We start from the raw sequence: 22,183 nt of genomic DNA, 5'->3' as shown, positions 1-22,183 counted from the left end.
TTTGGTCCGGTCATGCAGGCCACGCTTCCCGCCCGGCTCTATGGATGCCCCGACGCCTGGGCGCGCGAGCGATCTGCGGTGTTCGGCCACGCGTGGCTGTTCCTTGGTCACGAAGCCGAGGCGGCCGCTCCGGGCGACTGGATCGCAGCTGACGTGGCCGGCCATCGTCTGATGGCCATGCGGGGCAGGGACGGGGTGTTGAGGGCCTTCCACAACGTCTGTCGACACAGGGCCGGGCCGCTGGTGACAGGCGCGCGCGGCCATTGCGAGGGCGAACTGGTCTGCGGCTATCACGGCTGGCGCTACGCCCTCGACGGCCGGCTGAGGGCCGCCGTCGGGTTTGGTGCGGCGGACGGTTTCGATCCGCGCGCGTTCGGCCTGCTGGGACTGAGGCTGGAGATCTGGCGCGGTCTCGCGTTCGCCACGCTGGATGAGGATGCGCCGCCGCTGGCCGAACGGGTCGCGCCGCTGGAGGCCTTGCTGGCCGGGCGAGGACTGGACATCGCCGCCCCGGCGCTGCGCCGCAGCCATGATCTGGCCTGCGACTGGAAGACCTACGCCGAGAATTATCTGGAGGGCTACCACATCGGTTCGGTGCATCCGGTGCTGGCGGATGAGCTGGGCTCGGCGGAATACCGTGTCCGGGTCGAAGGGGATCTGGTGGTGCAGGAGGCTGTCGGCGTGAACGACGGACCGCAGGCGGGGGTCTGGGGGTGGCTGTGGCCGAATCTCGGGATCAACGTCTATCGCGATGGCGCGATGATCGAGCGGATGACGCCGGTCGGGCCGGGTCGGACGCGGCTGGACTATCTGTTCCTCAATGACGGCGGCGAAGCAGCCCTGGGCGATGCGCTGGAGGCTTCCGACCGCCTGACCGCGGAGGACGCGGCCATCTGCGAGGCCGTGCAGGCCAATCTGTCGGCCGGGGCGTATGATCGCGGCGTGCTGAGTCCCCGGCATGAGGTCGCCGTGGCCTGGTTCCAGTCGCGCATTGCAAAGGTTCATCCATGACTGACCCGACCCGCGACGATCGGCAAAAGCTCGGCTGGGGCCTCGCGGCGCTGGTTGTGGCCGGGAATATGATCGGCTCCGGCGTCTATCTGCTGCCCGCCACCCTGGCTCCGGTCGGGTCGTCGAGCATAGTGGGATGGGTCGTAGCGGGGATCGGCGCGGTAACCCTGGCGCTGGTGTTCGCCGCCCTCGGCAGACTGCACCCCGACGCGGACGGTCTGTCGGGTTTCGCCGAGCGCGGCCTCGGACGATTCTTCGGCTTCCAGACGGCGCTGGCCTTCTGGACTGCCTGCCTCGTCGGCAATGTCGCCATCGCGGTGGCGGCGACGGGGTATCTGGGATTCTTCTTCCCTGTGCTGAAGGAGCCGGTCGCGGCGACCTTCTGCAATCTCGGCCTGATCTGGCTGACGACGGGGGCCTATATCCTCGGGGCGAGGACGGCGTCGCGGTTCGCTGCGGCGGCTCTGGCGATCGGTCTGGTTCCCATTGTCATCGCAGTGGCCGCCGGCGTGATGGCCTTCAGCGGCGAAACCTTCGCCGCTTCGTGGAGCCCTTCGGGAAACAGCCTGGTTGAAAGCGTTCCGGCCTCGCTGGCCGTGATCTTCTGGGCCTTCCTGGGCGTCGAAAGTGCGGCGGTTCTGTCGGCGCGGGTGAAGGATCCGGCGCGGGACGTGGGGTGGGCCTCGATTGCGGGCGTGCTGCTGGCGTCGGTGGTCTACGTTGCAGCGAGCGCTGCGGTGTTTGGCGTTATTCCGGCCAATGTCCTGGTCCAGTCGTCCAGCCCCTATGCCGATCTGACGGCGCGGGTGTTCGGAGCCTCCATCGGGGCGGCGGTCGCCGCTGCGGCGGTGGTCAAGGCGGTCGGCACGCTGAGCGGGTGGGTGATGCTGGGCGGCGAGACAGCCCGCGCCGCGGCGCGCCACGGATATCTGCCGTCAGGCTTCGGCGCGGGCGATCACACGCCCATCGCCAACCCGCTGCTCGGCGGGGCGATCATGAGCGTCGTGGCGGTGATTTCCGGCCAGCCGACGCTGGGCGGCCAGTTCGGCATGCTGATCGGCGTGACATCCGTGCTCAGCCTTGTGGTCTACGGACTGTGCTCGGCCTCGCTGTTCCGGCTGGCGCGCTGGACGCGGGCGCGAGGCGTAGCGGCGCTGGGCCTGCTGTTCACCTCGGCGGCGGTGGTCGCCGCGGCCCCGGGATACATCCTGCCGACCGCGATTTTCTTCGTCGTCACGACCGGCGTCTGGTTCGCCTTCATGCGCAAGTCGGCGGCGCCGGTTGACCCGAAAGCGGCGCCTCTTTAGCAACGCCGCCGTTTGCTCGCCGGGATTCGGTGCTAGGGAGCCTGCCATGACCACCCAGCTTCTTCCCGGCGTCACCGGCGTGCTCGCGCTCGCGGACGGAACCATACTGCAAGGCCTCGGCTGCGGAGCGACCGGTTCGGCGCTCGGCGAGGTCGTCTTCAACACCGCGATGACGGGCTATCAGGAAATCCTGACCGACCCGTCGTACATGAGCCAGATCCTGGCCTTCACCTTTCCCCACGTCGGCAACACCGGGACCAACGTCGAGGATCTCGAGCAGATCGGCGGCGGGTCCGATACCTCGGCGCGGGGCGCGATCTTCCGCGACGTGCCGACCGATCCGGCCAACTGGCGCGCCGACAGTTCGTTCGACGACTGGATGAAGCGGCGCGGCGTCGTCGGTCTGGCCGGGGTGGACACCCGCGCCCTGACGGCACTGATCCGCGACGGCGGCGCGCCGCATGCGGTGATCGCTCATGACCCGGACGGCAATTTCGATCTGGACGCCCTTGTCGCACAGGCGAGGGGCTGGACCGGTCTCGTTGGCCTCGATCTGGCCAAACCCGCCTCGACGTTGCAGGCCTTTGAATGGGATGAAGGTCTGTGGGATTGGCCGGAAGGCCACCCCCGCGTGGACGCCGCCGACAAGTCAGTGGTGGTCGTCGATTACGGCGTGAAGCGCAACATCCTGCGGGCGCTCGCCTCGACCGGTGCAAAGATCACCGTAGTACCGGCGACCACGACGGCAGAGGAAATCCTGGCGCGTAATCCGGACGGCGTGGTCCTGTCCAACGGTCCCGGCGATCCCGCGGCGACGGGGGAATACGCCGTGCCCGAGATCAGGAAGCTGGTCGACAGCGGCACGCCTCTGTTCGGCATCTGTCTGGGACACCAGATGCTGGCCCTCGCGCTCGGCGCGAAGACGGTGAAGATGGACCAGGGCCACCACGGCGCGAACCACCCGGTGAAAGATCTGACCACCGGCAAGGTGGAGATCGTGTCCATGAACCACGGCTTCACCGTCGACCGCGACAGCCTGCCGGACGCGGTGACAGAGACCCACGTCAGCCTGTTCGACGGCACCAACTGCGGCATCGCCCTGAAAGACCGTCCGGTGTTCAGCGTCCAGCACCATCCGGAGGCTTCGCCGGGGCCGACAGACAGCCTCTATCTGTTCCAGCGGTTCGCGGATTCGATGAACGCCTGATCCGCCGCAGGCCCGGCGGGCGCCAACTGTTCGTCGCATTACCTGCCTGATACGTCGATAACCGGCCATGAGCTGCTGGAGCCCGTGGCTGGTGCGGGTTCAGAATGAATGCCCACGTCCGGAAAGGGCATTCATGACCGTATCATCCGCGCCCGCGCCCCAACCACAGTCATCTGCGCACAGTGCGAAAGCTGGTGGTCTGACCCGATCCGGCGCGGCCCGCATCGACGCTATCGACGTACTGCGCGGGCTGGTGATCGTGGTCATGGTCCTGGACCACGTCCGTGACTTCTTCCATGCGCAAGCCTTCACCGCTGATCCGATGGCGCTGGATTCCGGCAATCCAGCCCTGTTCCTGACTCGCTGGGTCACTCACCTTTGCGCGCCGACATTCGTGTTTCTCGCCGGCGCTTCGATCTGGTTGCAGAAGGCCAACGGAAAGAGCCCTGGAGACCTGTCGCGGTTCCTTCTGACGCGCGGCCTTTGGTTGATCGTGCTGGAATTCACCCTGATCGGGGTCGGGTTCAACTTCGGCTGGTGGATCATGGCGCAGGTCATCTGGGCTATCGGCTTCGGTATGATTGTACTGGCCGGTCTGCACCGGTTGCCGCGAAATCTTGTTCTGGGCGTCGGCGTCGCAATAATCGCCGGCCACACTGCGTTAAATCTGATCCCGCCATCGGCGTTCGGTACGCTGGAGCCGTTGTGGAGGATGCTGGCCGTGCGCGGACCCATGCCGACCGAGGCGGGCGTGCTGGTCGTCCTCTATCCGGCGATCCAATGGGCGGCCATCATGTTGCTGGGTTATGGCTTGGCGGGCTTTCTGACCAATATGGACGGCCTGAGGCGCGGTCGCGTGATGCTGTTCGCCGCTGGCTTCCTCGGGCTGTTCGCGATCGGCCGCGGGTTGAATCTTCCGGGCTTCGACACGGTCCCATGGACCCTGCAGGAGAGTCCGCTGTGGACCGTCTTCAGCATCCTCAGCGTCAACAAATATCCGCCGTCGCCCGCCTATGTGCTGCTGATGGTCGGTCTGGCCCTCGTGCTGCTGCTGGCCTTCGACCGCCTCCGCGGTCCGGTAGCGAGCCTGCTGCTCACGTTTGGTCGGACGCCGCTCTTCACCTATCTGCTGCACATCTGGATCGCCCATGGCCTGGCCATGGCTGTTGGAATGGCTGTGGGGGTTCCGCCTGCCGCCTTCGTCAACCTGATCACGGATCCGTCTCGCCTGATCGAGGGGGGATGGGGCTTCGGACTTGCCGGAGTGTACGTGGCCTGGGCGGCTGTTCTTGCGATCCTGTATCCGCTGTCACGCTGGCTGGAGGGCGTGAAACGTCGTCGCCGCGACTGGTGGCTGGGGTATCTGTAGCTCAGGGCAGAGGCGCGAAGCTTTTCTCTTCCCGGAGCGCGCTGGCCTTGCGCACCGCGACCGGCGCGGCGTGCAGCCAGTAGTCGGCGTCTTCCAGCCGGTTTGAGCGCAGACGCTCGGCGCCGCGCATGCGTCTCAGGGCGGCGTTCTCCAGCAGGCGGGCGTGCAGGGCGCGGGCAGACAGGTCTGTGATAGCGGGCGACCCGGGCACGGCGACAGGGTCGGGACCCCGGGGCTCGACCGCAGGGCGGGTGACAGCAACGAACATCGGATACTCACTCTCGACGGTTTCACGATCTTCGCCGCGAACCGCCCGGTTGCGTCCTCATTCAGGGACGTGCGTGGGATTAATCCACAAGGCCTGTGGATTGTTCCAAGAAATTGCGTGCATAATCAGACTGTTAAGGTCTCGATTTGGCCTTCTTGGTTAAGGAAGGGTTAATTCGCCCCTTCAGACGACCATAGCTGTCCGTCGCGCGCCCGGCGTTGGCCCAGTTCAAACAGCGCGATCATGTGGCCCTGGCGGAAGGCGAGGGCCTGATCGGCCGCGGTCTCGCCCAGCGTCATTGCAGCGAAGGCAAGCTCGTTCAGCCGAGCGAACTGTGCGGCGGCGAGAAGGCTGGTGCGGGTGGAGGAATTCAGCAGGGCCTCCATCGACCGGGTCGCGACCGCCAGCCCGCTGTAGGGCGCGACGCTGAACCGCTCCTCAGGCGTGCCGTTGACGATCACCCAGATGCGGCCGGGCGCCGACTCATCCCTTCCCCTGATCGGCAGATTGTCGCGCAGCACGGACTCCGGGGCGATGAAGAAGTTGGCGGTAAGGCGTCCGTCGGCATGCAGCTCACGCACGCGGCGACCGTTATTAAGCAGCTCGATGGCGACGGGCGGAAAGGCGCCGGGCACGCTGGCGGCAGCGGTCAGGATGTCGATGAAACGATCGCGCACGCCGGGCTCGCCGGACGCCGCCAGCGCGCCCATGTCCCAGATGACCTGCTCGCGCGTGTCCAGGCTGGTGGTCGCGATGTAGAGCCGCCGGCCCTCGCGATGACCTTCGGCCACCCGGCGCAGCAATTCCTCATCAACGGCCTTGGCGACCAGTTCCCGGAGTGGGCGCGCGCTGAAGATGCCGGGTCCCCATAGCGCCATGGCCCAACGCGGCTGCATCACATTGTCGGAACGGCCGTCGGTGAAGGCGGCGCGCAGGGCGGCGTCGCCCTCGGGTCCGATGAAGGCGAACGGGGCCATCAGGGCCCCGATGCTTACGCCGGTGACGACCTCGAACTCAGGCCGATCGCCGTGCCCTGTCCATCCGACCAGCACGCCTGCGCCATAGGCCCCGTTGGCGCCGCCTCCCGACAGGGCCAGCAGGTCGAACGCGCCGTCCGCGGGTGCGGTCGCGGCGGCTCGTACTTCGGCGAGAAAGCGGTCCCGATCCTGAACGTTGCCCGCTTCGTGACGGATGGATGGGCTGGCCGCCCGCAATTCGGCCAGGGTGAAGTCCGGCCGGTCGACCGTCTGGCATCCGGCCAGCGCCAGAGCGCAGGCTGCCGTTGCTGCTAACGACCGAAACACGTGCGTCCCCGAACCTTGCCTTGTCGAGGACCTGTAGTCGGCGGCAGGGGCTGAGGGGCCGCGAGTCTGCGAGAATGCGACGAACCCCGTCGGGGCGGTCCGTGTAGCGCCGGGCCACAACGACGGCTATGCAGAGGGGGTGCGCTTCGACGAACGCTTCCTTGAAGAACTGAAGGCCCGCCTTCGGCCGTCCGACATCATCGGACGGACGGTGAAACTCAAGCGTCAGGGACGCGAATACGTCGGCCTGTCGCCCTTCTCGAAAGAGAAGTCACCTTCCTTCTTCGTCAACGATGACAAGGGCTTCTTCCACGACTTCTCGTCCGGCAAGCATGGCGATGTCATCTCGTTCCTGCAGGAGACCGAGCGGCTGTCCTTCGTCGAGGCCGTGCAGCGGCTGGCGGGCGAGGCCGGCATGGCCCTGCCGGCCGAGGACCCGCAGGCGGCCGAGCGCGAGGCGAAGAAACAGGGCCTGACCGACTGGATGGACCTGGCCCAGAAATGGTTCGCGGCGAACCTGCGCCGCTCGCCCGGGAAGGCGGCGCGCGAATATCTCGAGAAGCGTGGCCTGCCCGAGGATCAGTGGGAGCGGTTCGGTCTGGGTTATGCGCCCAACGACCGCGAGGGGTTGAAGAACGCCCTGATCCAGCGCGGCGCCAAGCCGGGCGATCTGGTCGAGATGGGAATGCTGATCGCGCCCGAGGGCGGCGGGGCGCCCTATGACCGGTTCCGCGACAGGCTGATGTTCCCCATCCTCGACGCGCGGGGCCGTATCGTCAGCTTCGGCGGGCGGGCGATGAACCCGGACGACCGCGCCAAATATCTGAACGGCCCGGAGAGCCCGCTCTTCCACAAGGGCGCGACCCTGTACGGCCTGCCCGAGGCGCGACGCATCCTCGGCGCGGAGTCGAAGAGCGATCAGGCCGTCGTGGTGGTCGAGGGATACATGGATGTGATCGCCTGCCATCGGGCGGGCATCCCGGCTGTCGCGCCCATGGGCACGGCTCTGACCGAGGAGCAGATGGAGCGTCTGTGGCGCGTGTCGCACGAGCCGGTGCTGTGTTTCGACGGCGACGCCGCCGGTCGTCGTGCGGCCTACCGCGCCATCGACCGCGCCCTGCCGCAGCTGAAGTCCGGTCGGTCGTTCCGCTTCGCCCTGCTGGAGGGCGGTCAGGACCCGGACGACATCCTACGCGACAAGGGGGCGCCGGCGCTGCGTCAGGCCATGGCCGCGACTCGTCCTTTCGCCGAGGTGCTGTTCCAGAAGGAGGCCGAGGTCGAGCCGCTGGATTCGCCCGAGCGCAAGGCGGGCCTGAAGGGCCGGCTGCGTCAGGCAGCCTCCGCCATTCAGGACAAGGATCTGGCGGAGCAGTACCGCCGCGAACTGTTCGACCGTTTCGACGCCCTGTTTCCGGCGCGCCGTGCGCCAGCCGGTCAACAGGCGACGGGCCCCGGCGGACGCTGGCGCCCCGGCCCGCCGCCCAAGCTGGGCCAGACGGCGGAGGGGGCGCAGGCGATGCAGTCGCTGTCGCGCTCCATCGAGCCGGTCGCCGCGGCTTTGGCCCATGGCGCGGTCGATGATCCCGAGCGGATGGACGACCATCTGGAAGCCATCGCCGCCCACGGCTTCGGCGATCCGGCCCTCGACGGCTTGGCTCAGGAGATGGTTCGGCTGCGCTTCTAATGCACGAGGTCGAGAAGGCGGCGGCAAAGTCCGGCGCGCCCTTCCTGGCCACAGACAAGCCCCTCGGCGAGGCGCGGATCCGATGGTCGCAGGCGTTCGACGCGCTCACCCGCGTGGCGGCGCTGGAGGATGCCCTGACTTCGGCGCGTGGCGTGCCGGGGCAGGACGACGCGTTTCGCCGGCTGAAAGCCGAGCGGGATGCGCTGCGTCGTGCGATCAAAACCGGAGAGATTTGGGAAGACAGCGCGGGTTCGTAACCAACGACCCCGCCACACGTTGTATTGGCGGACGGCCTGATCAGCCGCTCCACCCGGAGAACAGACTGTATGAGCGCTCAAACCGAGACGCAGGAAACCGAAGCCCAGAGCGACGGTCCGCTGCTCGACCTCACCGACGCCGGGGTGAAGAAATTCATCAAGCAGGCGAAGGCGCGGGGCTATGTCACGATGGAGGACCTGAACAAGGTCCTGCCGTCCGAAGAAGTGACGCCCGACGCGATCGAGGACACCCTGGCGATGCTGTCCGAAATGGGCGTCAACGTCGTGGAGGCCGAGGAAGACGCGGCCGAGACCACCGAGAAAGAGGGCGGTGAGGTCGTCGAGCGCGCCGAGACGAACGTCGCCGAGACTCCGGCCAAGGCCGCCTATGACCGCACCGACGACCCCGTGCGGATGTACCTGCGCGAGATGGGCTCGGTCGAGCTGCTGAGCCGCGAGGGCGAGATCGCCATCGCCAAGCGCATCGAGGCCGGCCGCGACGCCATGATCTCGGGTCTGTGCGAAAGCGCCCTGACGTTCGAAGCCATCATGGTGTGGCGCGACGAACTGGCGAACAACCGCATCCTGCTGCGCGAGGTCATCGACCTGGACGCCACCTATGGCGTGCTGAACCCCTCGTCCCTGCCGCACAACCAGCCGCCCGCCGGCACGGTGGTCGAGCCCGCCGAACCGGAGGAGGGCGCGGAGCCCAAGCCGGAAACCGACGACGAGGAGGACGAGGACTTCGACGACGGCGGCGGCATGTCGATCTCGGCGCTGGAGGCGGAACTCCGCGACGGCGTCATGGAAGTGCTGGACGCCGTGGCCTCTGACTTTGGCGCCTTCCGCAAGCTGCAGGACAAGCTGGTGGAAAGCCGGCTGAAAGGCGAAGTGCTCTCGCCGAAGGACCAGAAGGCCTATGACACGCTGACGTCGACTATCTCGGGCCGGCTGAAGACGATGAAGCTGAACAACCACCGCATCGAGGCGCTGGTCGAGCAACTGTACGCCATCAACAAGCGTCTGATGGGCCTGGAAGGCCGGCTGCTGCGTCTGGCCGACAGCTACGGCATCTCGCGTCCCGAATTCCTGAAGTCCTATTTCGGCGCCGAGCTGGATCCGACCTGGGCCGACCGTGTCAAGGAAATGGGTGTGCGCTGGACCAAGTTCAGCGACAACGAACAGGCCCAGATCGCCCAGATCCGCGGTGACGTCGCCGCCGTGGCGACCGAGGCCGGCCTGCCGATCGACGACTATCGCCGCATCGTCCAGACGGTTCAGAAGGGCGAGCGCGAGGCCCGTCAGGCCAAGAAGGAAATGGTCGAGGCCAACCTGCGCCTCGTGATCTCCATCGCCAAGAAATACACCAACCGCGGCCTGCAGTTCCTTGATCTCATTCAGGAAGGCAACATCGGCCTGATGAAGGCGGTCGACAAGTTCGAGTATCGCCGTGGGTACAAGTTCTCGACCTACGCCACCTGGTGGATCCGTCAGGCGATCACCCGCTCGATCGCCGACCAAGCGCGGACCATCCGCATCCCGGTGCACATGATCGAGACGATCAACAAGATCGTCCGCACCAGCCGCCAGATGCTGCACGAGATCGGCCGCGAGCCGACCCCGGAAGAGCTGGCCGAAAAGCTGGCCATGCCGCTGGAGAAGGTGCGCAAGGTCCTGAAGATCGCCAAGGAGCCGATCTCGCTTGAAACTCCGATCGGGGACGAGGAGGACTCGCATCTGGGCGACTTCATCGAGGACAAGAACGCCGTCCTGCCGATCGACGCCGCCATCCAGTCGAACCTGCGCGAGACCACGACCCGCGTGCTGGCGTCGCTGACGCCGCGCGAGGAGCGGGTGCTGCGGATGCGCTTCGGCATCGGCATGAACACCGACCACACGCTGGAAGAAGTCGGCCAGCAGTTCTCGGTCACCCGCGAACGCATCCGTCAGATCGAGGCCAAGGCGCTTCGGAAGCTGAAACACCCCAGCCGCAGCCGGAAGCTGCGGAGCTTCCTGGACAGCTGATACGGATGAAGGGCGGTTCGAAAGAGCCGCCCTTTTTCTTATCCGCACGAGGAAGAACGCTCGATCTCGTGTTTATCCGCAGACGCAAATCACCCTAGCGTCGGACCATGCGCGCCGTCCCTCTCGTCCTCGCCTGCGCCGCCGTGCTGCTGGCGGGTTGCAGCCCCATGCTGCCGGAGGGATCTCCGCCTGCCCGCTACCCCGCCGTCCCATCGCGCACGGAGGCGCCGTTGGTGGGGGCGCTGGTCGATCAGCCGCTCGGCGGGGGCACGCGATCGGCGGTGGTCCGGGAGAGCGCCGACCTGCAGCAGTGCATGGCCCAGCTAACCGCCGCGCGCGTCATCTTCCGCCCCGTGCCCGACCGGTCGACGACCGAGACCTGCGGCCTCGCGTCGGGCGGGGTGCTGGGCCCTGACATGGGCACGACGGCGCGGATGGCGCCGGGCGACGTGGAGATGACCTGCAGGACCGCCCTGGCCCTGAGCATCTGGCGGCGCCAGTCGCTGGAGCCGGCGGCGCGGGAGATCCTGGGCTCGGAGGTGGTCCAGATCGATCACATGGGCGCCTACGCCTGCCGCAACGTGAACAACGGCGGGGTCAGCGGCCGCATCAGCGCCCATTCGCAGGCGGCGGCGCTGGATTTCGCCGGGGTGCGCCTGCGTGACGGACGGCGCGTTACGGTGTCCGCGGGCTGGGCGGGTGACGAGGCCGAGGCGCGCTTCCTGCGCCGCATCCGGGACGACGCCTGCCGCATTTTCGGCACCACGCTGAGCCCCGACTACAACGCCGTACACGCCGACCACCTGCATCTCGAGGCGACGGACACGCGGTTCTGCCGGTAGGCGAAGGTGTCTAGAATTCCACGACCGTAACCAGGCCGCCGCGAATGACCCGGCGCTGTTCCGGCCGATCCCTGGCGCCGCGGCAGGTGACCTTCTCCGCTGTAACGACGCAGGTCTGCGTTACCTGCGCGCGGACGGCCATGACGGCGGTGGAAGTCTGAACAGGCGTGACGAGCAAAAGGAGCGGCAGGAGGAGCATCAGTCGGTCCGGATCTAGAACTCGATGGTCACACGCAATGTGTCGTCATATTCGCCGTCGCGGATGCGTTGTCGAGGCAGTATCACGCCGTACAGCCGGAATGTCGCGCGTCCGGGTCCCCGATGGAGCCGGATGGGGGCGACCGTCCCGTTGCTGCCGTCGCCGGCAATCCTCCGGTGACCCGGATCGGTGTGGACATTGTAGTGCAGACTGGAGCCTCCGCGGGTCATGGTCCGGTCGTGGTGACGGCCCGAGCGCCCCGGCGAGAGGGAAATCCGCACCAGCGAGACCCGGTCGGGCGCGTCGCACGTCACTTCGATCTGTGAGGTCGTGGTGTTGGGAGCCTGATCAAGCGCGCTGTAGGGGCGAAAATTCATCGGCTCGGTCCGCACGGTGCAGCGGGGCAGGGTCGTCGTCTGCGCGGCGGCGGGCGGCGGCGCCAGCAGCGTGGGGGCAAGGAGCGCCGCGATCAGGATCAGGGTGCGCATGTGAAGGGTCCCAGACGGGGCAGACCCCCCTCGCCGCCTACGGTGATCGCCACGGAGCAGCGGCCGTCGGGCCAGGTGAGGTCGAGCCGGTTTTCGCCGGCGGCGAGGTCGCGCAGATAGATTTCGCCGCCGTAGCCGACAACGGCGGCCGTGTCGGAACCCGCGACCGTCACCGACGTCCCCACGGGCGGCGGCGACCCGTCCGGCAGGCGAAGGGTGACGAGGGCCGAGCGGGCCCGGGTCACAGCGAAGCGGGTGACCACGCCGGCCCCGGCCCGCGGGGCGACCAGGGTCGCGGTGTCGCGGATGCTGGCGTCCATGGGCAGGTCGAGAGGGTCGATGGAAATCGCGTTGGCGGCGTAGGACTGAAGGTCGGTGATCAGGATGCGGCCCCCGGCGTTCGTACGGCCCACGTGGCTGTTCTCCAGCGCAACGCTGATGCCCGGCGAGTCTTCGATCTCGACCACGGTGAAGCCGTCATCGATGCGGCCGGCGAGGAAGATCTCGCCGTCCATGAAGATGAGCGACTGGGCGACGCCAAGCTCGTAGCCGGCGGCGCCGTCCGCGGTCGCGACCGAAGCGTGGATGTCGGAATGGCGACCGTCCCAGTCGACGACGATCTCTCCCCTGTCCCGCGCTCCGGTCTCGCCGTCCAGAACCCAGGTGAGCCTCTGGTCGAAGGCCTCGCTGCGAAGCTGGGCGGAGGTCACGTTCGCCTCGTCCTTGCGCCAGTTTTCCTGGATGTAGAGCTGGCTGTTCCCGCTGGCGCCCAGCGGGAAGGACAGGGAGATCATGGTCCCCCAACTATCCTCCTCAAGTTCGGCGTAGGCGGAGGCGGAAAGGTGGATCCGGTCGCGAAAAAGGTCGATCCCCCAGGTTCCTGACACGACCGAACTCTGCGCCCCGCCGACCTCGCGCTGCATGGCCCAGGTGGCGTTCAGATTTCCGGCCCAACCCATGTCCATCCCCGCCGACGCCGTCGCCCGCCGATCGAAGGTCGCGTATCCGAACCGGTCTGCGAGATCCCGATAGCCGTCGCTCTCGAAATAGCTCGCGGCGAAATTGAAGCGAGGGTCGATATGTTCGACGCCCAGATACCAGGCCCAGCCCGGGGTCGCGGCGCCGTCGCTGAGCATGAGGGCGCTGTCGACGAACAGGAAGCTGCCCAGGGAGAAGGCTGCGCCGGCCGCGGCGGACGCATAGTCTTCCGCCCCCGCCGCATAGCCGCTGAACGTGAACTTCTCTGTCACGCCATAGCCGAACGCCGCCTGTGCGAATTCCCCTTCGTAGTTGTTGCTGTCGACCGCGTAGTTCTGACGCGCCACGCCCGCGTCGAGGTTGAAGGTAGTCATGCCCCGCGCCAGCATCTCGGTGGACGAGTAGAGCGGCAGGTACAACTGGGTGCGGCGGCCGGCCTGATCGGTGACGATGACGCTGACCATGTTCGAGCCGCCGACGATGGGGAGGTCGGTCAGCCTCAGCGTGCCGGGGTCGACCGGGGTCGAGTAGCGCTGGACGCCGTTGATAAAGAGATCGACCGTGGACGGAAGGCCTATGTCCTGGCGGATCTCCGGGGTCGGGGTGGTGACAATGTCCGGCCGCAGGGAAAAGTCGCGCATCCACTGCACGCCGCCGAACCGGAACGGGCGGATCCAGACCGGGCCGGCGCTGTAGGTGTCGCCCAGCCGCAGACGCACGGCGTTGTCCGTGGAGTCGAAGTCGATCCAGGACTCCAGGCGGATGAACTGCTCGGGCTCGGCCTCTGATTTGGTCACGAAGCCCGTGGTGGTAGCGGTGAACCACGGTGAGAAGAGCCGGGCGTCCAAATTGACAGACAGGGTTCGCCCGAAGTCGACCGCCTCGGACTGCTTCGCCCACTGACCCCAGGCGTCGTAGGCCAGCATGGCGCCCCAGTCGGCCCGCGCCGGCACGCGGGGCAGGCCGGGCGCGACTTCGATCATCCGCGGTTTCAGGCGGTCGAAAGGGGCGGTGATTTCGATGGTCTGCGCGGCGCGGTCGATGTCCCACCGAAGGTCCGGGACCTGATCAAGCGAGACGCGGCGCTCGTTCCCGACCATCGTCACCCAGGCTTCATCGACCAGGAACCCCAGGCCGTCGAACTGGTCTGCCGGGAGCGAAAGGCGGCCGCCTGCCTCGTAGAACCGCGCCACCAGTCCCAGCGACCACCCGTTCACCCGCACGTCGAGCAGGGCGATCGTTTCCCCTGAACCCCCGGGGGGCGAGGGCGGCTCCTGCGAGGGTGCGGACACGGCGGACAGGGGAGCGGCGACAGCGGTCAGGGACGCCATCACGCAGACGAGGAGGCGCGTCCGGTCCCGGTCACGGCGTGACCGGGACATTGGCCTCGACCGTCCCGTATTCGCCTTCGGCGCTGACGGTCAGCGCGGTGGCCGCCGCGCCCGCGGTATCGATGGTCCAGGTGCGCCGCCCGCCGCTGAGAACGTAACCTTCGAGAGGCTCTCCAACCGGCTGGCCAGCGTTGGAGACCTGCATGTTGATCAGCCGTTCGCGCGCGGCCCCTTCGTTGATAGCGGTCACGGTCAGGCTTTCGCCTTCCTGTTTCGCTTCCCAGCGCAGGCGCGAGCGAGACTCCGTCGAAGGCGTGACGAATACGGGAACGAGCACTCGAAGCGCCGTCATAACCCCCGCCGGCAACCCGCTCGCCGAGGCGGGAATTTCATCCACGATCAGACGGAATGCGCGCTCGGTCGACGCCTCGGGCACATGCTCTAACACCAGCCTGACGACCTGTGACTCCCCCGGGGCGAGGGTGACGAGCGGCGGACTGACCATCAGGACCGATGACGGGGTGTAGACATCCGCCCCGCCGGGCTGCGTCCAGTCGACCGTGCGGATCTGGACGGTGACGGGCGTCGCATCCGTATTTCGGATGGTTAGGGTGGCCGTGCGTTCGGACCCGATCATCTGCACCCGGATCGGCCCGATTTCGAGCGATCCGGCTGCCGAGGGCGCGGGCGCGAACGCCAGCACGACCGCGGCGACCAGGGCGGAAAGGGCGGTGAACCTCGGCATGGCGACCCCTATCAGTACTGGACCGTGACGCGGATGATGTCGGTGTAGTTGCCGGCCGGCACCGCCTGGGAGGCAGGCACTTCGCCGTACACCCGGTAGGTCACGAGCTGTCCGGTATTGCTGAATCCCGGAAGCTGGAAGGCGGCACCCATGGTGTCGATCGGGTCCTGCCGGGCCGCGTCCTTGTAGAGCTGGTAGTTCAGGTGGCCGGGCCCGTCCATGTAACGCGCCTGGGGATTGCCTGAAGCACCGGCGTCGAAACTGACGGTCGCTCCCGAGCCAGGCGTGCAGCGCAGGGTTACCGGCGTGGAGGCAGTGGCGTTGGAGCTGGCGTTGTAGGTGCCGAAATTCAGATCCTCGGCGGTGATCTGGCAGTCGGCCACGACCTGGGCCCTGACCGCGAACTGAGCCGTTCGGGTCTGGGCGGCTGCACCGCCCGTCGCCAGCAGGGCGATCGCCGCGCCGAGGATGAGGATACGCATAACCAGCCTCCACCGCCTGTCCGGGTTGAAGACTAGGTGCGGCTGCGGGTGCGCGGCATCGGGGGAAACCCGGAAACCGGGCGGGCCTTCGCCTGTCGGCGACAGGCCTCAGGCCATGATGTCGAGCAGGCTGCCGTACATTTCGTCGGCGGTCTTCAGCACCGAGACGTTGGCCTTGAGGGCGACCTCGGCGGTCATTCGTTCAACTGTCTCGCCAGCCAGATTTTCCAAGGGATCGCGGGCGGTGCGCGCTGCGCTGGCCCCGAACCTGGCGGAGGCGTCGGCGATGCCGGCGGTGGCGATGGCGAAGGCCTGCATGGGATGACTCCGGCGGAGGACGACGGACTATTGCGGCGGTGGCGTTACGCGATCGCTGACAGGGATGGTGAACAGGAGTGGCTTGACCGGGCCGGGTCGCGGGGAGAGGCTGGACCCATGACCAGCCAGCCCGCGCCCGGTGAACGCTACCAGTCGTTTTCGGCCTTCTATCCCTACTACATCCACGAACACTCCAACCGGACGTGCCGGCGGATCCATATCGTAGGGACGGCGCTCGTGATCGTGGCGTTCGTGCTGGGGCTGACGGTCAGCGCGTGGTGGTTTCTCGCCATGCCTCTGGTCGGCTACGGGTTCGCATGGGTCGGGCATTTCTTCTTCGAGAAGAACCGGCCGGCGACATTCCGGTATCCGCTGTGGAGCCTGATGGGCGACTGGCGAATGTTCTTCGAGACCGTCAGCGGCAAGCGGGAATTCTAGTCGCTGACGCGGGTCAGACGGGTCTGGTTACGGAAGCGCCAGGCTGCGTCATCGGCGCCGAGCGGGCGGACGGTCTTCACGGACAACAGGCTGTCGCCGTCGCGCGTCTCGGTGACCCGGATTTCGGCCGGCTGGTTGTCGTCCTCGGCGACCGAATCCCACGTGATGGTCCAGTGCGCATCGTCGCGCCATTCGGAGACGCGCACCCGCTCAACCGTCAGTTCGACCGGCCGACCGGCGCGGTAGCTGGCTGAGGAAACCGAACCGGCGGCCTCGTCGTGCAGATTGACCGACGTGATCCAGACCGGCTTGCCGGGGCCATCGTCGAAGAGGGAGGTGCGGATCTGTGTGACGCCGTCGGGGACCTGAACGATGGTGGTGGCCACCGGAATCTCGAACAGTCTGTCGGTCTGGTAGTCGCGGTAGCCGAGGGCTCCGGCCCAGCGGCCTGCGAGGCCGCGGTGGAGAGCGCCGGGCGATGGACTCACGGTCGGCTGGGCGTCGGAGCCTTGATCCGCAGCACTGGCGACGATGGGCGTCAGCGCAAGGGCAAGACCGCAGGCGAGGGCGAGAATCGGGCGCATGGGCAAAGCTCCGGCGACCGCATCCCTGACGGTCGCAGCAGCTACGCTTCAGGCCGGCGGCCGGATGCGGGGGTTAGTTGGAGCCGGCGTTGGTCGAGGCCGAGGCCATCAGCGTGGCCTGGCTGGGCTGGCTGGCCCACGACGGCGGGCAGCCGTCGAAGCGGCCGGCGTTGACGATGGTCAGGCGGCGCTGGTTCAGCGGCATGACCGGCGACATCGAGCCGCGGCCGTGGCCGGTGTAGAGGTCGATCTTCTGACCCTTGATCGCGCCGCCGGTGTCGGAAGCGTACCAGTAGCCGTCGTGGATCGTGCCGTCGGCCATCCGCATGCCCACCGTCTCCCGGATGAAGAGGCGGGTGCGGCGCGGGATGTAGCGGGGGTCGGTGGCGACCGTGCGCATGGCTATGGGGCGACAACCCAGGCTGTCGTTGCCCGTCGCTCCGCCGCCGCCTGCATGATAGAGGTTGGCGCGAGCGCTCCAGTCGGCGTCCTCGGCCATGAGGGCCCGTTGTTCAGCACTCAGGCCACGTTCGCCGCTGTCGGAACCTTCGTTAGTCGAGGCGGTTGATACGGCGACCGGGTCGGCTGCGACCACGGACTCGTAGGATACCGGCTCTCCGCCATGGGCGGGGAAGGCCATCGCCCAGAAAAGGGCGAACGCAGCGGCTGTGCCGAGCATATGAACGACTCACGGAAACGCCGGCCCCGTACGCGTCCGACGCCGGGCTTTTCGATTCCAAATGTGGCGAAAACCAGACATTCATGCTGCGCTGCGACATCGCGTCCGGTTCTTCGGTGGATAAGTGGCGCTTGTGGTGGTTAAGCCGAATCTCGTTTGGCCAATTCGGACAAGTCTGTAAGCTGTATTCGTCAGCAACAAAAACTATGCTTGGGTGCGATGCTTACTGTCTATGGAGATATTCGTTCCGGCAACTGTTTGAAGGTCAAGTGGTTGCTCGACCGGCTGGGCCATGATTATCGATGGATCGAAACCGATGTCACGTCCGGCGCAACGCGCAGCCCGGAGTTCCTGGCGCTGAATCCTGCCGGACAGACGCCCACGGCGGTGCTGGAGGGCGGGCGGCCGCTGGCGCAGTCCAACGCCATTCTTCTGTATTTCGGCGAGGGGACCCCGTTTATCCCCGGCGATCGCTACGACCGCGCCCGGATGATGGAGTGGCTGTTCTGGGAACAGTACAGCCACGAGCCCTATATCGCCATGGTCCGGTTTCAGCGCGCGCTGGCCGGAAAGCGGGCCGACGAAATCGAACCCCGGCTGGTCGAGCGGGCCCGGATGGAGACGGGGCTGGCGCAGGGAGACTGGCTGGTCGGCGATGGTCCGACCCTGGCCGACCTGGCCCTGGTCGCCTACACCCGTGTCGCGCCGGAAGGGGACTTCGACCTGGCTGCCTATCCCTCTGTCGTCGCATGGATCGGGCGGGTGGAGGACGCGTTCGGGATACGCTAAGGCGGTCCGGTCATTCGCCGGAGCCCCCAGATGAAGCGTTTCGCACTCGCCGCCCTTGTCCTCGCCGCCGCCGGCGGCGTGGCGCTGCAGGCCGACGCCTGGGGCAATACCGGCCACCGGCTGATCGGCGTGGCCGCCGTGCGCGGTTTGCCGACTGAGATGCCCGCGTTCCTGCGTACGCCGGGGGCCTCGGCAGAGGTTGGCGAACTGGCGCGCGAGCCGGACCGCACCAAGGGGGGCGGCCAGCCGCACGACCGCGAGCGCGACACGGCCCACTTCGTCGACATGGACGACGCCGGGCGGATCATGAACGCCCAGGGCCTGTCCATCGACGCCCTGCCGCGGCTGAAGTCCGAATACGACGCAGCTCTGCTGGCGGCGGGGATCGAGGTCGATGACGCCGGCTATCTGCCCTACGCCATCATGGACGGCTATCAGCAGCTGGTCCGCGACTTCGCCACGTGGCGGGTGCTGATCGCCGCCGAGCGGCGCGAGCTCGATCCCGGCAAGCGCGCCTGGTACCGCGAGGACCGGCAGCGGCGCGAGGCCCTTATCCTGCGCGACATGGGCTATCTCGGCCACTACGTCGGCGACGGCTCGCAGCCCCACCATACGACGATCCACTACAACGGCTGGTCGCGGGATGTGCCGAACCCGGAGAACTTCACCACCTCGCGCCAGACCCACGGCGCGTTTGAGGGCGCCTTCACCGGTCGGGTTGCCCGGCTGGACGCCGTCGAGGCCGCCATGACGGCGCCGGCGCTGGACGGATTCGACCTGCGAGCGCGGGTGCCGGCCTATCTGAAGACGACGCTGGCCGAGGTGCGGCCGTTCTATGTGCTGGAGAAGGCCGGGGGCTTTGGCGAAGGCGATGCGAGCGGCGCGGCCTTCGTGACGGCGCGGTTGGCGGCCGGAGCGTCGGAACTGCGCGATCTTTATGTGCTGGCCTGGCGTGACTCGGCGGACGACTCGATCGGCTGGCCGGCGGTGAAGGTGGCCGAGGTCGAGGCCGGAACCGCCGATCCGTGGCTGGCCATGTACGGAGACGACTGATTGGCCGACTCCGCCGAGCCCATCCCGCCCGTCGTCATTCTCGACAAGTCGCAGATGGCCGAGAATATCGGCGCTGTGGCGCGGGTGATGGCCAATTTCGGCCTGTCGGAACTGCGGCTTGTCGCGCCGCGCGACGGCTGGCCGCAGGACCGGGCCTGGGCCACGGCCTCGGGCGCCGACTGGGTGCTGGAAGGCGTGAAGGTGTTCGACAGCGTCGCCGGGGCGGTGGCCGATCTGAACACAGTCTATGCCGCCACCGCCCGGCCGCGCGAGACGCGGATGGCGGTGCGCACGCCGCGCGAGACGGCGCGCGTTCTGTTCGACGACCGCGCCTCGGGGCTGAATATCGGCCTGTTGTTCGGCGGCGAGCGGTCGGGGCTGGAGACCAGCGACATCGCCCTGACCCAGGGCATCGTCACCATCCCGATCGACCCGCGCCACCATTCGCTGAACCTGGCGCAGGCGGTGGCGATCAACGCCTATGAGTGGCGCACCACGGTGCTGGACGCGCCCCCGCCTCGGTTCCGCGAAGGCGATCCGCCGGCGTCGGGCGCGCTGATGCTGGGGATGTATGAGCATCTGGAACGCGAACTGGATGACGGCGGCTTCTTCCATCCGCCCGAGAAGCGTCCTTCGATGGTTCAAAACCTGCGGGTGATGCTGGGGCGGTCGGCCTTCTCGGAGCAGGAGGTGGCGACGTTCCGGGGCGTGATCACCGCGCTGTCGAAGGGGCGGGGGCGGGTGCTGGCGAAGCTGGCGGCGAAGAAGGCTGCGGGCGAGAGCTAGAGTTCTCATCCGCTCATCCCGGCGAAAGCCGGAACCCAGTCCTGTCCAGCTTGACGCTGGCGTCTCAGGACCGGCGAGCGCGGATCATCGGTTCCGCTGCATCACCCAAAACACTGGGTCCCGGCTTTCGCCGGGATGAGCGGAAATGGGGGTCAGCCGGCCAGAAGATTGTTGACGAACGCCGGGACCATCTGTGTGGCCGGGCCGTAGACGCCCTGGTCGAACAGGCGGCTCCCCGGCGTCGGTTCCAGGTTTATCTCGACCGTGCGGGCGCCGGCGAAACGGGCCTGCTGGACGAAACCCGCAGCCGGATAGACAGCGCCCGAAGTGCCGATGGAGATGAACAGGTCGCATGCGGCAATCGCAGCATCGATCCGCTCCAGCATGAAGGGCATTTCCCCGAACCAGACGATGTGCGGACGCAGCAGTCCCAGCGGATGATGCGGCGAGGGCTGTTGCGGCTCCAGATCGTCTGGCCAGTCACATACCCGGCCCGTGCGGGTGCAGTGCGCCTTAAGCAGTTCGCCGTGCATGTGGATCAGCTCGAAGCCGGGGGCGGGGGGCGTCAGGGCATGGGCGCGGTCGTGCAGGTCGTCGACGTTCTGGGTGACCAGCAGGAAGTCGCCTTCCCAGCGAGCCGCGAGATCGGCGAGGGCGTGGTGGGCGGCGTTGGGACGTACCTCGGCCAGCTGGCGGCGGCGGCGGTTGTAGAAATCCTGCACAAGGGAGGGGTCGCGGGCGAAGGCCCCGGGCGTCGCGACATCCTCGATGCGATGGCCCAACCACAGGCCGTCGTCGGCGCGGAAGGTGGGCACGCCGGACTCGGCGGAGATGCCCGCGCCGGTGAGGATGACGAGATTTCTGTGCCGCATGCGGTTTCATAGCATCGCGCGTCTGTCCTAGAAGAGCGCAACGCAAGAGGAGCCTCCCCATGAAAACCCGCGCCGCCGTCGCCTTCGAGGCCAAACGTCCGCTGGAGATCGTCGAGGTCGATCTGGAGGGGCCGCGCGCGGGCGAGGTGCTGATCGAGATCAAGGCGACGGGCATCTGCCACACCGACGCCTATACGCTGGACGGGCTGGACAGCGAGGGCATCTTCCCGAGCATCCTCGGCCATGAGGGTGCGGGCGTGGTGGTCGAGGTCGGGCCGGGCGTGACCTCGGTCGCGGTCGGCGACCATGTGATCCCGCTGTACACGCCGGAATGCCGGCAATGTAAAAGCTGCCTCAGCCGCAAGACCAACCTGTGCACCGCCATTCGCGCGACCCAGGGCAAGGGGGTCATGCCCGACGGCACGTCGCGGTTCAGCTACAAGGGACAGGCGATCGCCCACTACATGGGCTGTTCGACCTTCTCGAACTACACGGTCCTGCCCGAGATCGCGGTGGCGAAAATCCGCAAGGACGCGCCGTTCGACAAGGCCTGCTACGTCGGCTGCGGCGTGACCACGGGTGTCGGGGCGGTGGTCAATACGGCCAAGGTCGAGCCGGGCGCCAACTGCGTGGTCTTCGGGCTGGGCGGGATCGGGCTGAACGTCATCCAGGGATTGAAGATGGTCGGGGCCGACATGATCGTCGGCGTGGACATCAACGACACCAAGGAAGAGTGGGGCCGCCGTTTCGGCATGACCCATTTCGTCAATCCGAAGAATGTGTCGGACGTGGTCGCTCATCTGGTTGAGATGACCGGGGGCGGGGCCGACTACACCTTCGACTGCACGGGCAACACGGTAGTCATGCGTCAGGCGCTGGAAGCCTGCCACCGCGGCTGGGGCGAGAGCATCGTCATCGGCGTGGCCGAGGCGGGCAAGGAGATCGCGACGCGGCCGTTCCAGCTGGTCACCGGCCGGGTGTGGCGCGGCTCGGCCTTCGGCGGCGCGCGAGGGCGGACGGATACGCCGCGGATCGTCGACTGGTACATGGATGGCAAGATCGAGATCGATCCGATGATCACCCACACCCTGCCGCTGGAGCGGATCAACGAGGCGTTTGACCTGATGCACGCGGGCGAGAGCATCCGCAGCGTCGTCGTATTCTGAG

At 67.4% G+C, this 22,183-nt stretch carries 22 protein-coding genes and 1 pseudogene; 12 read left to right on the top strand and 11 right to left on the bottom strand.

What is annotated here, in order from left to right; all coding sequences use genetic code 11:
- Positions 1 to 12: 12 nt before the first annotated feature.
- The 4 genes from ASD25_RS14595 (at position 13) to ASD25_RS14580 (ending at position 4,894) form a co-directional block, all read left to right on the top strand.
- Positions 13 to 1,011, top strand: coding sequence for an aromatic ring-hydroxylating dioxygenase subunit alpha (locus ASD25_RS14595; protein ID WP_056618119.1), 999 nt, complete (start codon positions 13 to 15; stop codon positions 1,009 to 1,011).
- Positions 1,008 to 2,318, top strand: coding sequence for an amino acid permease (locus tag ASD25_RS14590; protein ID WP_056618116.1), 1,311 nt, complete (start codon positions 1,008 to 1,010; stop codon positions 2,316 to 2,318). The genes ASD25_RS14595 and ASD25_RS14590 overlap by 4 nt, the downstream gene beginning before the upstream one ends.
- Positions 2,319 to 2,364: 46 nt before the next feature.
- On the top strand, positions 2,365 to 3,525 hold the full coding sequence (gene carA / locus ASD25_RS14585) for a glutamine-hydrolyzing carbamoyl-phosphate synthase small subunit (RefSeq protein WP_056618114.1): 1,161 nt from the start codon (positions 2,365 to 2,367) through the stop codon (positions 3,523 to 3,525).
- A 67-nt stretch (positions 3,526 to 3,592) separates the two neighbouring features.
- On the top strand, positions 3,593 to 4,894 hold the full coding sequence (locus ASD25_RS14580; RefSeq protein ID WP_235562737.1) for a DUF1624 domain-containing protein: 1,302 nt from the start codon (positions 3,593 to 3,595) through the stop codon (positions 4,892 to 4,894).
- 1 nt (position 4,895) lies between these two features.
- Here ASD25_RS14580 and ASD25_RS14575 read toward each other — a convergent pair whose 3' ends face one another.
- Both ASD25_RS14575 and ASD25_RS14570 read right to left on the bottom strand, forming a co-directional pair.
- Positions 4,896 to 5,162 (bottom strand): hypothetical protein, encoded by a 267-nt coding sequence (locus tag ASD25_RS14575; protein ID WP_056618111.1) that lies wholly within the window; start codon positions 5,160 to 5,162, stop codon positions 4,896 to 4,898.
- Between the two features lie 170 nt (positions 5,163 to 5,332).
- Positions 5,333 to 6,466, bottom strand: a complete 1,134-nt coding sequence (locus tag ASD25_RS14570; protein WP_162252082.1) for a patatin-like phospholipase family protein — start codon at positions 6,464 to 6,466, stop codon at positions 5,333 to 5,335.
- Positions 6,467 to 6,605: 139 nt separating this feature from the next.
- Here ASD25_RS14570 and dnaG point away from each other — a divergent pair.
- From dnaG to ASD25_RS14555, 3 genes and pseudogenes are all read left to right on the top strand, one after another.
- Positions 6,606 to 8,407, top strand: a pseudogene (gene dnaG / locus ASD25_RS14565) (DNA primase).
- A gap of 69 nt (positions 8,408 to 8,476) precedes the next feature.
- The gene (gene rpoD, locus ASD25_RS14560) at positions 8,477 to 10,432 is read left to right on the top strand and encodes an RNA polymerase sigma factor RpoD (protein ID WP_056618105.1); all 1,956 of its coding nucleotides are present in this window, start codon (positions 8,477 to 8,479) and stop codon (positions 10,430 to 10,432) included.
- A gap of 107 nt (positions 10,433 to 10,539) precedes the next feature.
- A complete protein-coding gene (locus ASD25_RS14555) occupies positions 10,540 to 11,274 on the top strand; it encodes an extensin family protein (protein ID WP_056618102.1) in 735 nt (244 codons plus the stop codon).
- A 10-nt stretch (positions 11,275 to 11,284) separates the two neighbouring features.
- On the opposite strand, the gene ASD25_RS14550 is transcribed toward ASD25_RS14555, so the two are convergent.
- From ASD25_RS14550 to ASD25_RS14525, 6 genes are all read right to left on the bottom strand, one after another.
- Complete coding sequence (locus ASD25_RS14550) at positions 11,285 to 11,473, bottom strand: hypothetical protein (RefSeq protein WP_056618100.1); 189 nt, start codon at positions 11,471 to 11,473, stop codon at positions 11,285 to 11,287.
- Between the two features lie 14 nt (positions 11,474 to 11,487).
- A complete protein-coding gene (locus tag ASD25_RS14545; RefSeq protein WP_056618097.1) occupies positions 11,488 to 11,961 on the bottom strand; it encodes a spore coat protein U domain-containing protein in 474 nt (157 codons plus the stop codon).
- Complete coding sequence (locus ASD25_RS14540) at positions 11,949 to 14,270, bottom strand: fimbria/pilus outer membrane usher protein (RefSeq protein ID WP_056618096.1); 2,322 nt, start codon at positions 14,268 to 14,270, stop codon at positions 11,949 to 11,951. Before ASD25_RS14540 ends, ASD25_RS14545 begins: the two co-directional genes overlap by 13 nt.
- Before the next feature lie 31 nt (positions 14,271 to 14,301).
- Positions 14,302 to 14,973, bottom strand: a complete 672-nt coding sequence (locus ASD25_RS14535; RefSeq protein ID WP_162252081.1) for a molecular chaperone — start codon at positions 14,971 to 14,973, stop codon at positions 14,302 to 14,304.
- Between the two features lie 53 nt (positions 14,974 to 15,026).
- Positions 15,027 to 15,497, bottom strand: coding sequence for a spore coat U domain-containing protein (locus tag ASD25_RS14530; protein ID WP_056618091.1), 471 nt, complete (start codon positions 15,495 to 15,497; stop codon positions 15,027 to 15,029).
- Positions 15,498 to 15,605: 108 nt separating this feature from the next.
- Complete coding sequence (locus ASD25_RS14525; protein WP_056618088.1) at positions 15,606 to 15,815, bottom strand: hypothetical protein; 210 nt, start codon at positions 15,813 to 15,815, stop codon at positions 15,606 to 15,608.
- Between the two features lie 117 nt (positions 15,816 to 15,932).
- Here ASD25_RS14525 and ASD25_RS14520 point away from each other — a divergent pair, with 117 nt between their 5' ends.
- Positions 15,933 to 16,253, top strand: a complete 321-nt coding sequence (locus ASD25_RS14520) for an Mpo1-like protein (protein ID WP_056618086.1) — start codon at positions 15,933 to 15,935, stop codon at positions 16,251 to 16,253.
- Here ASD25_RS14520 and ASD25_RS14515 read toward each other — a convergent pair.
- Together ASD25_RS14515 and ASD25_RS14510 are read right to left on the bottom strand one after the other, a co-directional pair.
- Complete coding sequence (locus ASD25_RS14515) at positions 16,250 to 16,837, bottom strand: hypothetical protein (RefSeq protein WP_056618083.1); 588 nt, start codon at positions 16,835 to 16,837, stop codon at positions 16,250 to 16,252. The genes ASD25_RS14520 and ASD25_RS14515 overlap by 4 nt on opposite strands.
- A 73-nt stretch (positions 16,838 to 16,910) precedes the next feature.
- Positions 16,911 to 17,336 (bottom strand): 3D domain-containing protein, encoded by a 426-nt coding sequence (locus ASD25_RS14510; RefSeq protein ID WP_235562736.1) that lies wholly within the window; start codon positions 17,334 to 17,336, stop codon positions 16,911 to 16,913.
- A gap of 336 nt (positions 17,337 to 17,672) precedes the next feature.
- On the opposite strand from ASD25_RS14510, the gene ASD25_RS14505 reads away from it, so the two are divergent.
- Genes ASD25_RS14505 through ASD25_RS14495 form a run of 3 tightly spaced genes read left to right on the top strand, consistent with a single transcriptional unit; the run spans position 17,673 to position 20,144 of the window.
- Complete coding sequence (locus ASD25_RS14505) at positions 17,673 to 18,305, top strand: glutathione S-transferase family protein (RefSeq protein WP_369816594.1); 633 nt, start codon at positions 17,673 to 17,675, stop codon at positions 18,303 to 18,305.
- A gap of 30 nt (positions 18,306 to 18,335) precedes the next feature.
- Positions 18,336 to 19,358, top strand: a complete 1,023-nt coding sequence (locus ASD25_RS14500; protein WP_056618076.1) for a hypothetical protein — start codon at positions 18,336 to 18,338, stop codon at positions 19,356 to 19,358.
- On the top strand, positions 19,359 to 20,144 hold the full coding sequence (locus ASD25_RS14495) for an RNA methyltransferase (RefSeq protein WP_056618073.1): 786 nt from the start codon (positions 19,359 to 19,361) through the stop codon (positions 20,142 to 20,144).
- Between the two features lie 152 nt (positions 20,145 to 20,296).
- Here the strand turns inward: ASD25_RS14495 and ASD25_RS14490 are convergent, their stop codons facing one another.
- Positions 20,297 to 21,016 (bottom strand): NAD-dependent deacylase, encoded by a 720-nt coding sequence (locus ASD25_RS14490; protein WP_056618070.1) that lies wholly within the window; start codon positions 21,014 to 21,016, stop codon positions 20,297 to 20,299.
- A 59-nt stretch (positions 21,017 to 21,075) separates the two neighbouring features.
- Here ASD25_RS14490 and ASD25_RS14485 point away from each other — a divergent pair, with 59 nt between their 5' ends.
- On the top strand, positions 21,076 to 22,182 hold the full coding sequence (locus ASD25_RS14485) for an S-(hydroxymethyl)glutathione dehydrogenase/class III alcohol dehydrogenase (protein ID WP_056618067.1): 1,107 nt from the start codon (positions 21,076 to 21,078) through the stop codon (positions 22,180 to 22,182).
- Position 22,183: the final 1 nt, after the last annotated feature.

The organism is Brevundimonas sp. Root1423, assembly GCF_001426805.1.
Note: the sequence above shows the minus strand (reverse complement) of the source record. Positions and strands in the feature narration are given on the sequence as shown.

Bases quoted from the DNA above. Each gene is read 5' to 3' on its own strand.
- ASD25_RS14575 (WP_056618111.1), bottom strand. From the start codon at position 5,162: ATGTTCGTTGCTGTCACCCGCCCTGCGGTCGAGCCCCGGGGTCCCGAC.
- ASD25_RS14580 (WP_235562737.1), top strand. From the start codon at position 3,593: ATGAGCTGCTGGAGCCCGTGGCTGGTGCGGGTTCAGAATGAATGCCCA.
- ASD25_RS14530 (WP_056618091.1), bottom strand. From the start codon at position 15,497: ATGCGTATCCTCATCCTCGGCGCGGCGATCGCCCTGCTGGCGACGGGC.
- ASD25_RS14590 (WP_056618116.1), top strand. From the start codon at position 1,008: ATGACTGACCCGACCCGCGACGATCGGCAAAAGCTCGGCTGGGGCCTC.
- ASD25_RS14500 (WP_056618076.1), top strand. From the start codon at position 18,336: ATGAAGCGTTTCGCACTCGCCGCCCTTGTCCTCGCCGCCGCCGGCGGC.
- rpoD (WP_056618105.1), top strand. From the start codon at position 8,477: ATGAGCGCTCAAACCGAGACGCAGGAAACCGAAGCCCAGAGCGACGGT.
- ASD25_RS14595 (WP_056618119.1), top strand. From the start codon at position 13: ATGCAGGCCACGCTTCCCGCCCGGCTCTATGGATGCCCCGACGCCTGG.
- ASD25_RS14515 (WP_056618083.1), bottom strand. From the start codon at position 16,837: ATGCGCCCGATTCTCGCCCTCGCCTGCGGTCTTGCCCTTGCGCTGACG.
- ASD25_RS14555 (WP_056618102.1), top strand. From the start codon at position 10,540: ATGCGCGCCGTCCCTCTCGTCCTCGCCTGCGCCGCCGTGCTGCTGGCG.
- ASD25_RS14545 (WP_056618097.1), bottom strand. From the start codon at position 11,961: ATGCGCACCCTGATCCTGATCGCGGCGCTCCTTGCCCCCACGCTGCTG.
- ASD25_RS14490 (WP_056618070.1), bottom strand. From the start codon at position 21,016: ATGCGGCACAGAAATCTCGTCATCCTCACCGGCGCGGGCATCTCCGCC.
- ASD25_RS14510 (WP_235562736.1), bottom strand. From the start codon at position 17,336: ATGGCCGAGGACGCCGACTGGAGCGCTCGCGCCAACCTCTATCATGCA.
- carA (WP_056618114.1), top strand. From the start codon at position 2,365: ATGACCACCCAGCTTCTTCCCGGCGTCACCGGCGTGCTCGCGCTCGCG.
- ASD25_RS14485 (WP_056618067.1), top strand. From the start codon at position 21,076: ATGAAAACCCGCGCCGCCGTCGCCTTCGAGGCCAAACGTCCGCTGGAG.
- ASD25_RS14550 (WP_056618100.1), bottom strand. From the start codon at position 11,473: ATGCTCCTCCTGCCGCTCCTTTTGCTCGTCACGCCTGTTCAGACTTCC.
- ASD25_RS14520 (WP_056618086.1), top strand. From the start codon at position 15,933: ATGACCAGCCAGCCCGCGCCCGGTGAACGCTACCAGTCGTTTTCGGCC.
- ASD25_RS14540 (WP_056618096.1), bottom strand. From the start codon at position 14,270: ATGGCGTCCCTGACCGCTGTCGCCGCTCCCCTGTCCGCCGTGTCCGCA.
- ASD25_RS14525 (WP_056618088.1), bottom strand. From the start codon at position 15,815: ATGCAGGCCTTCGCCATCGCCACCGCCGGCATCGCCGACGCCTCCGCC.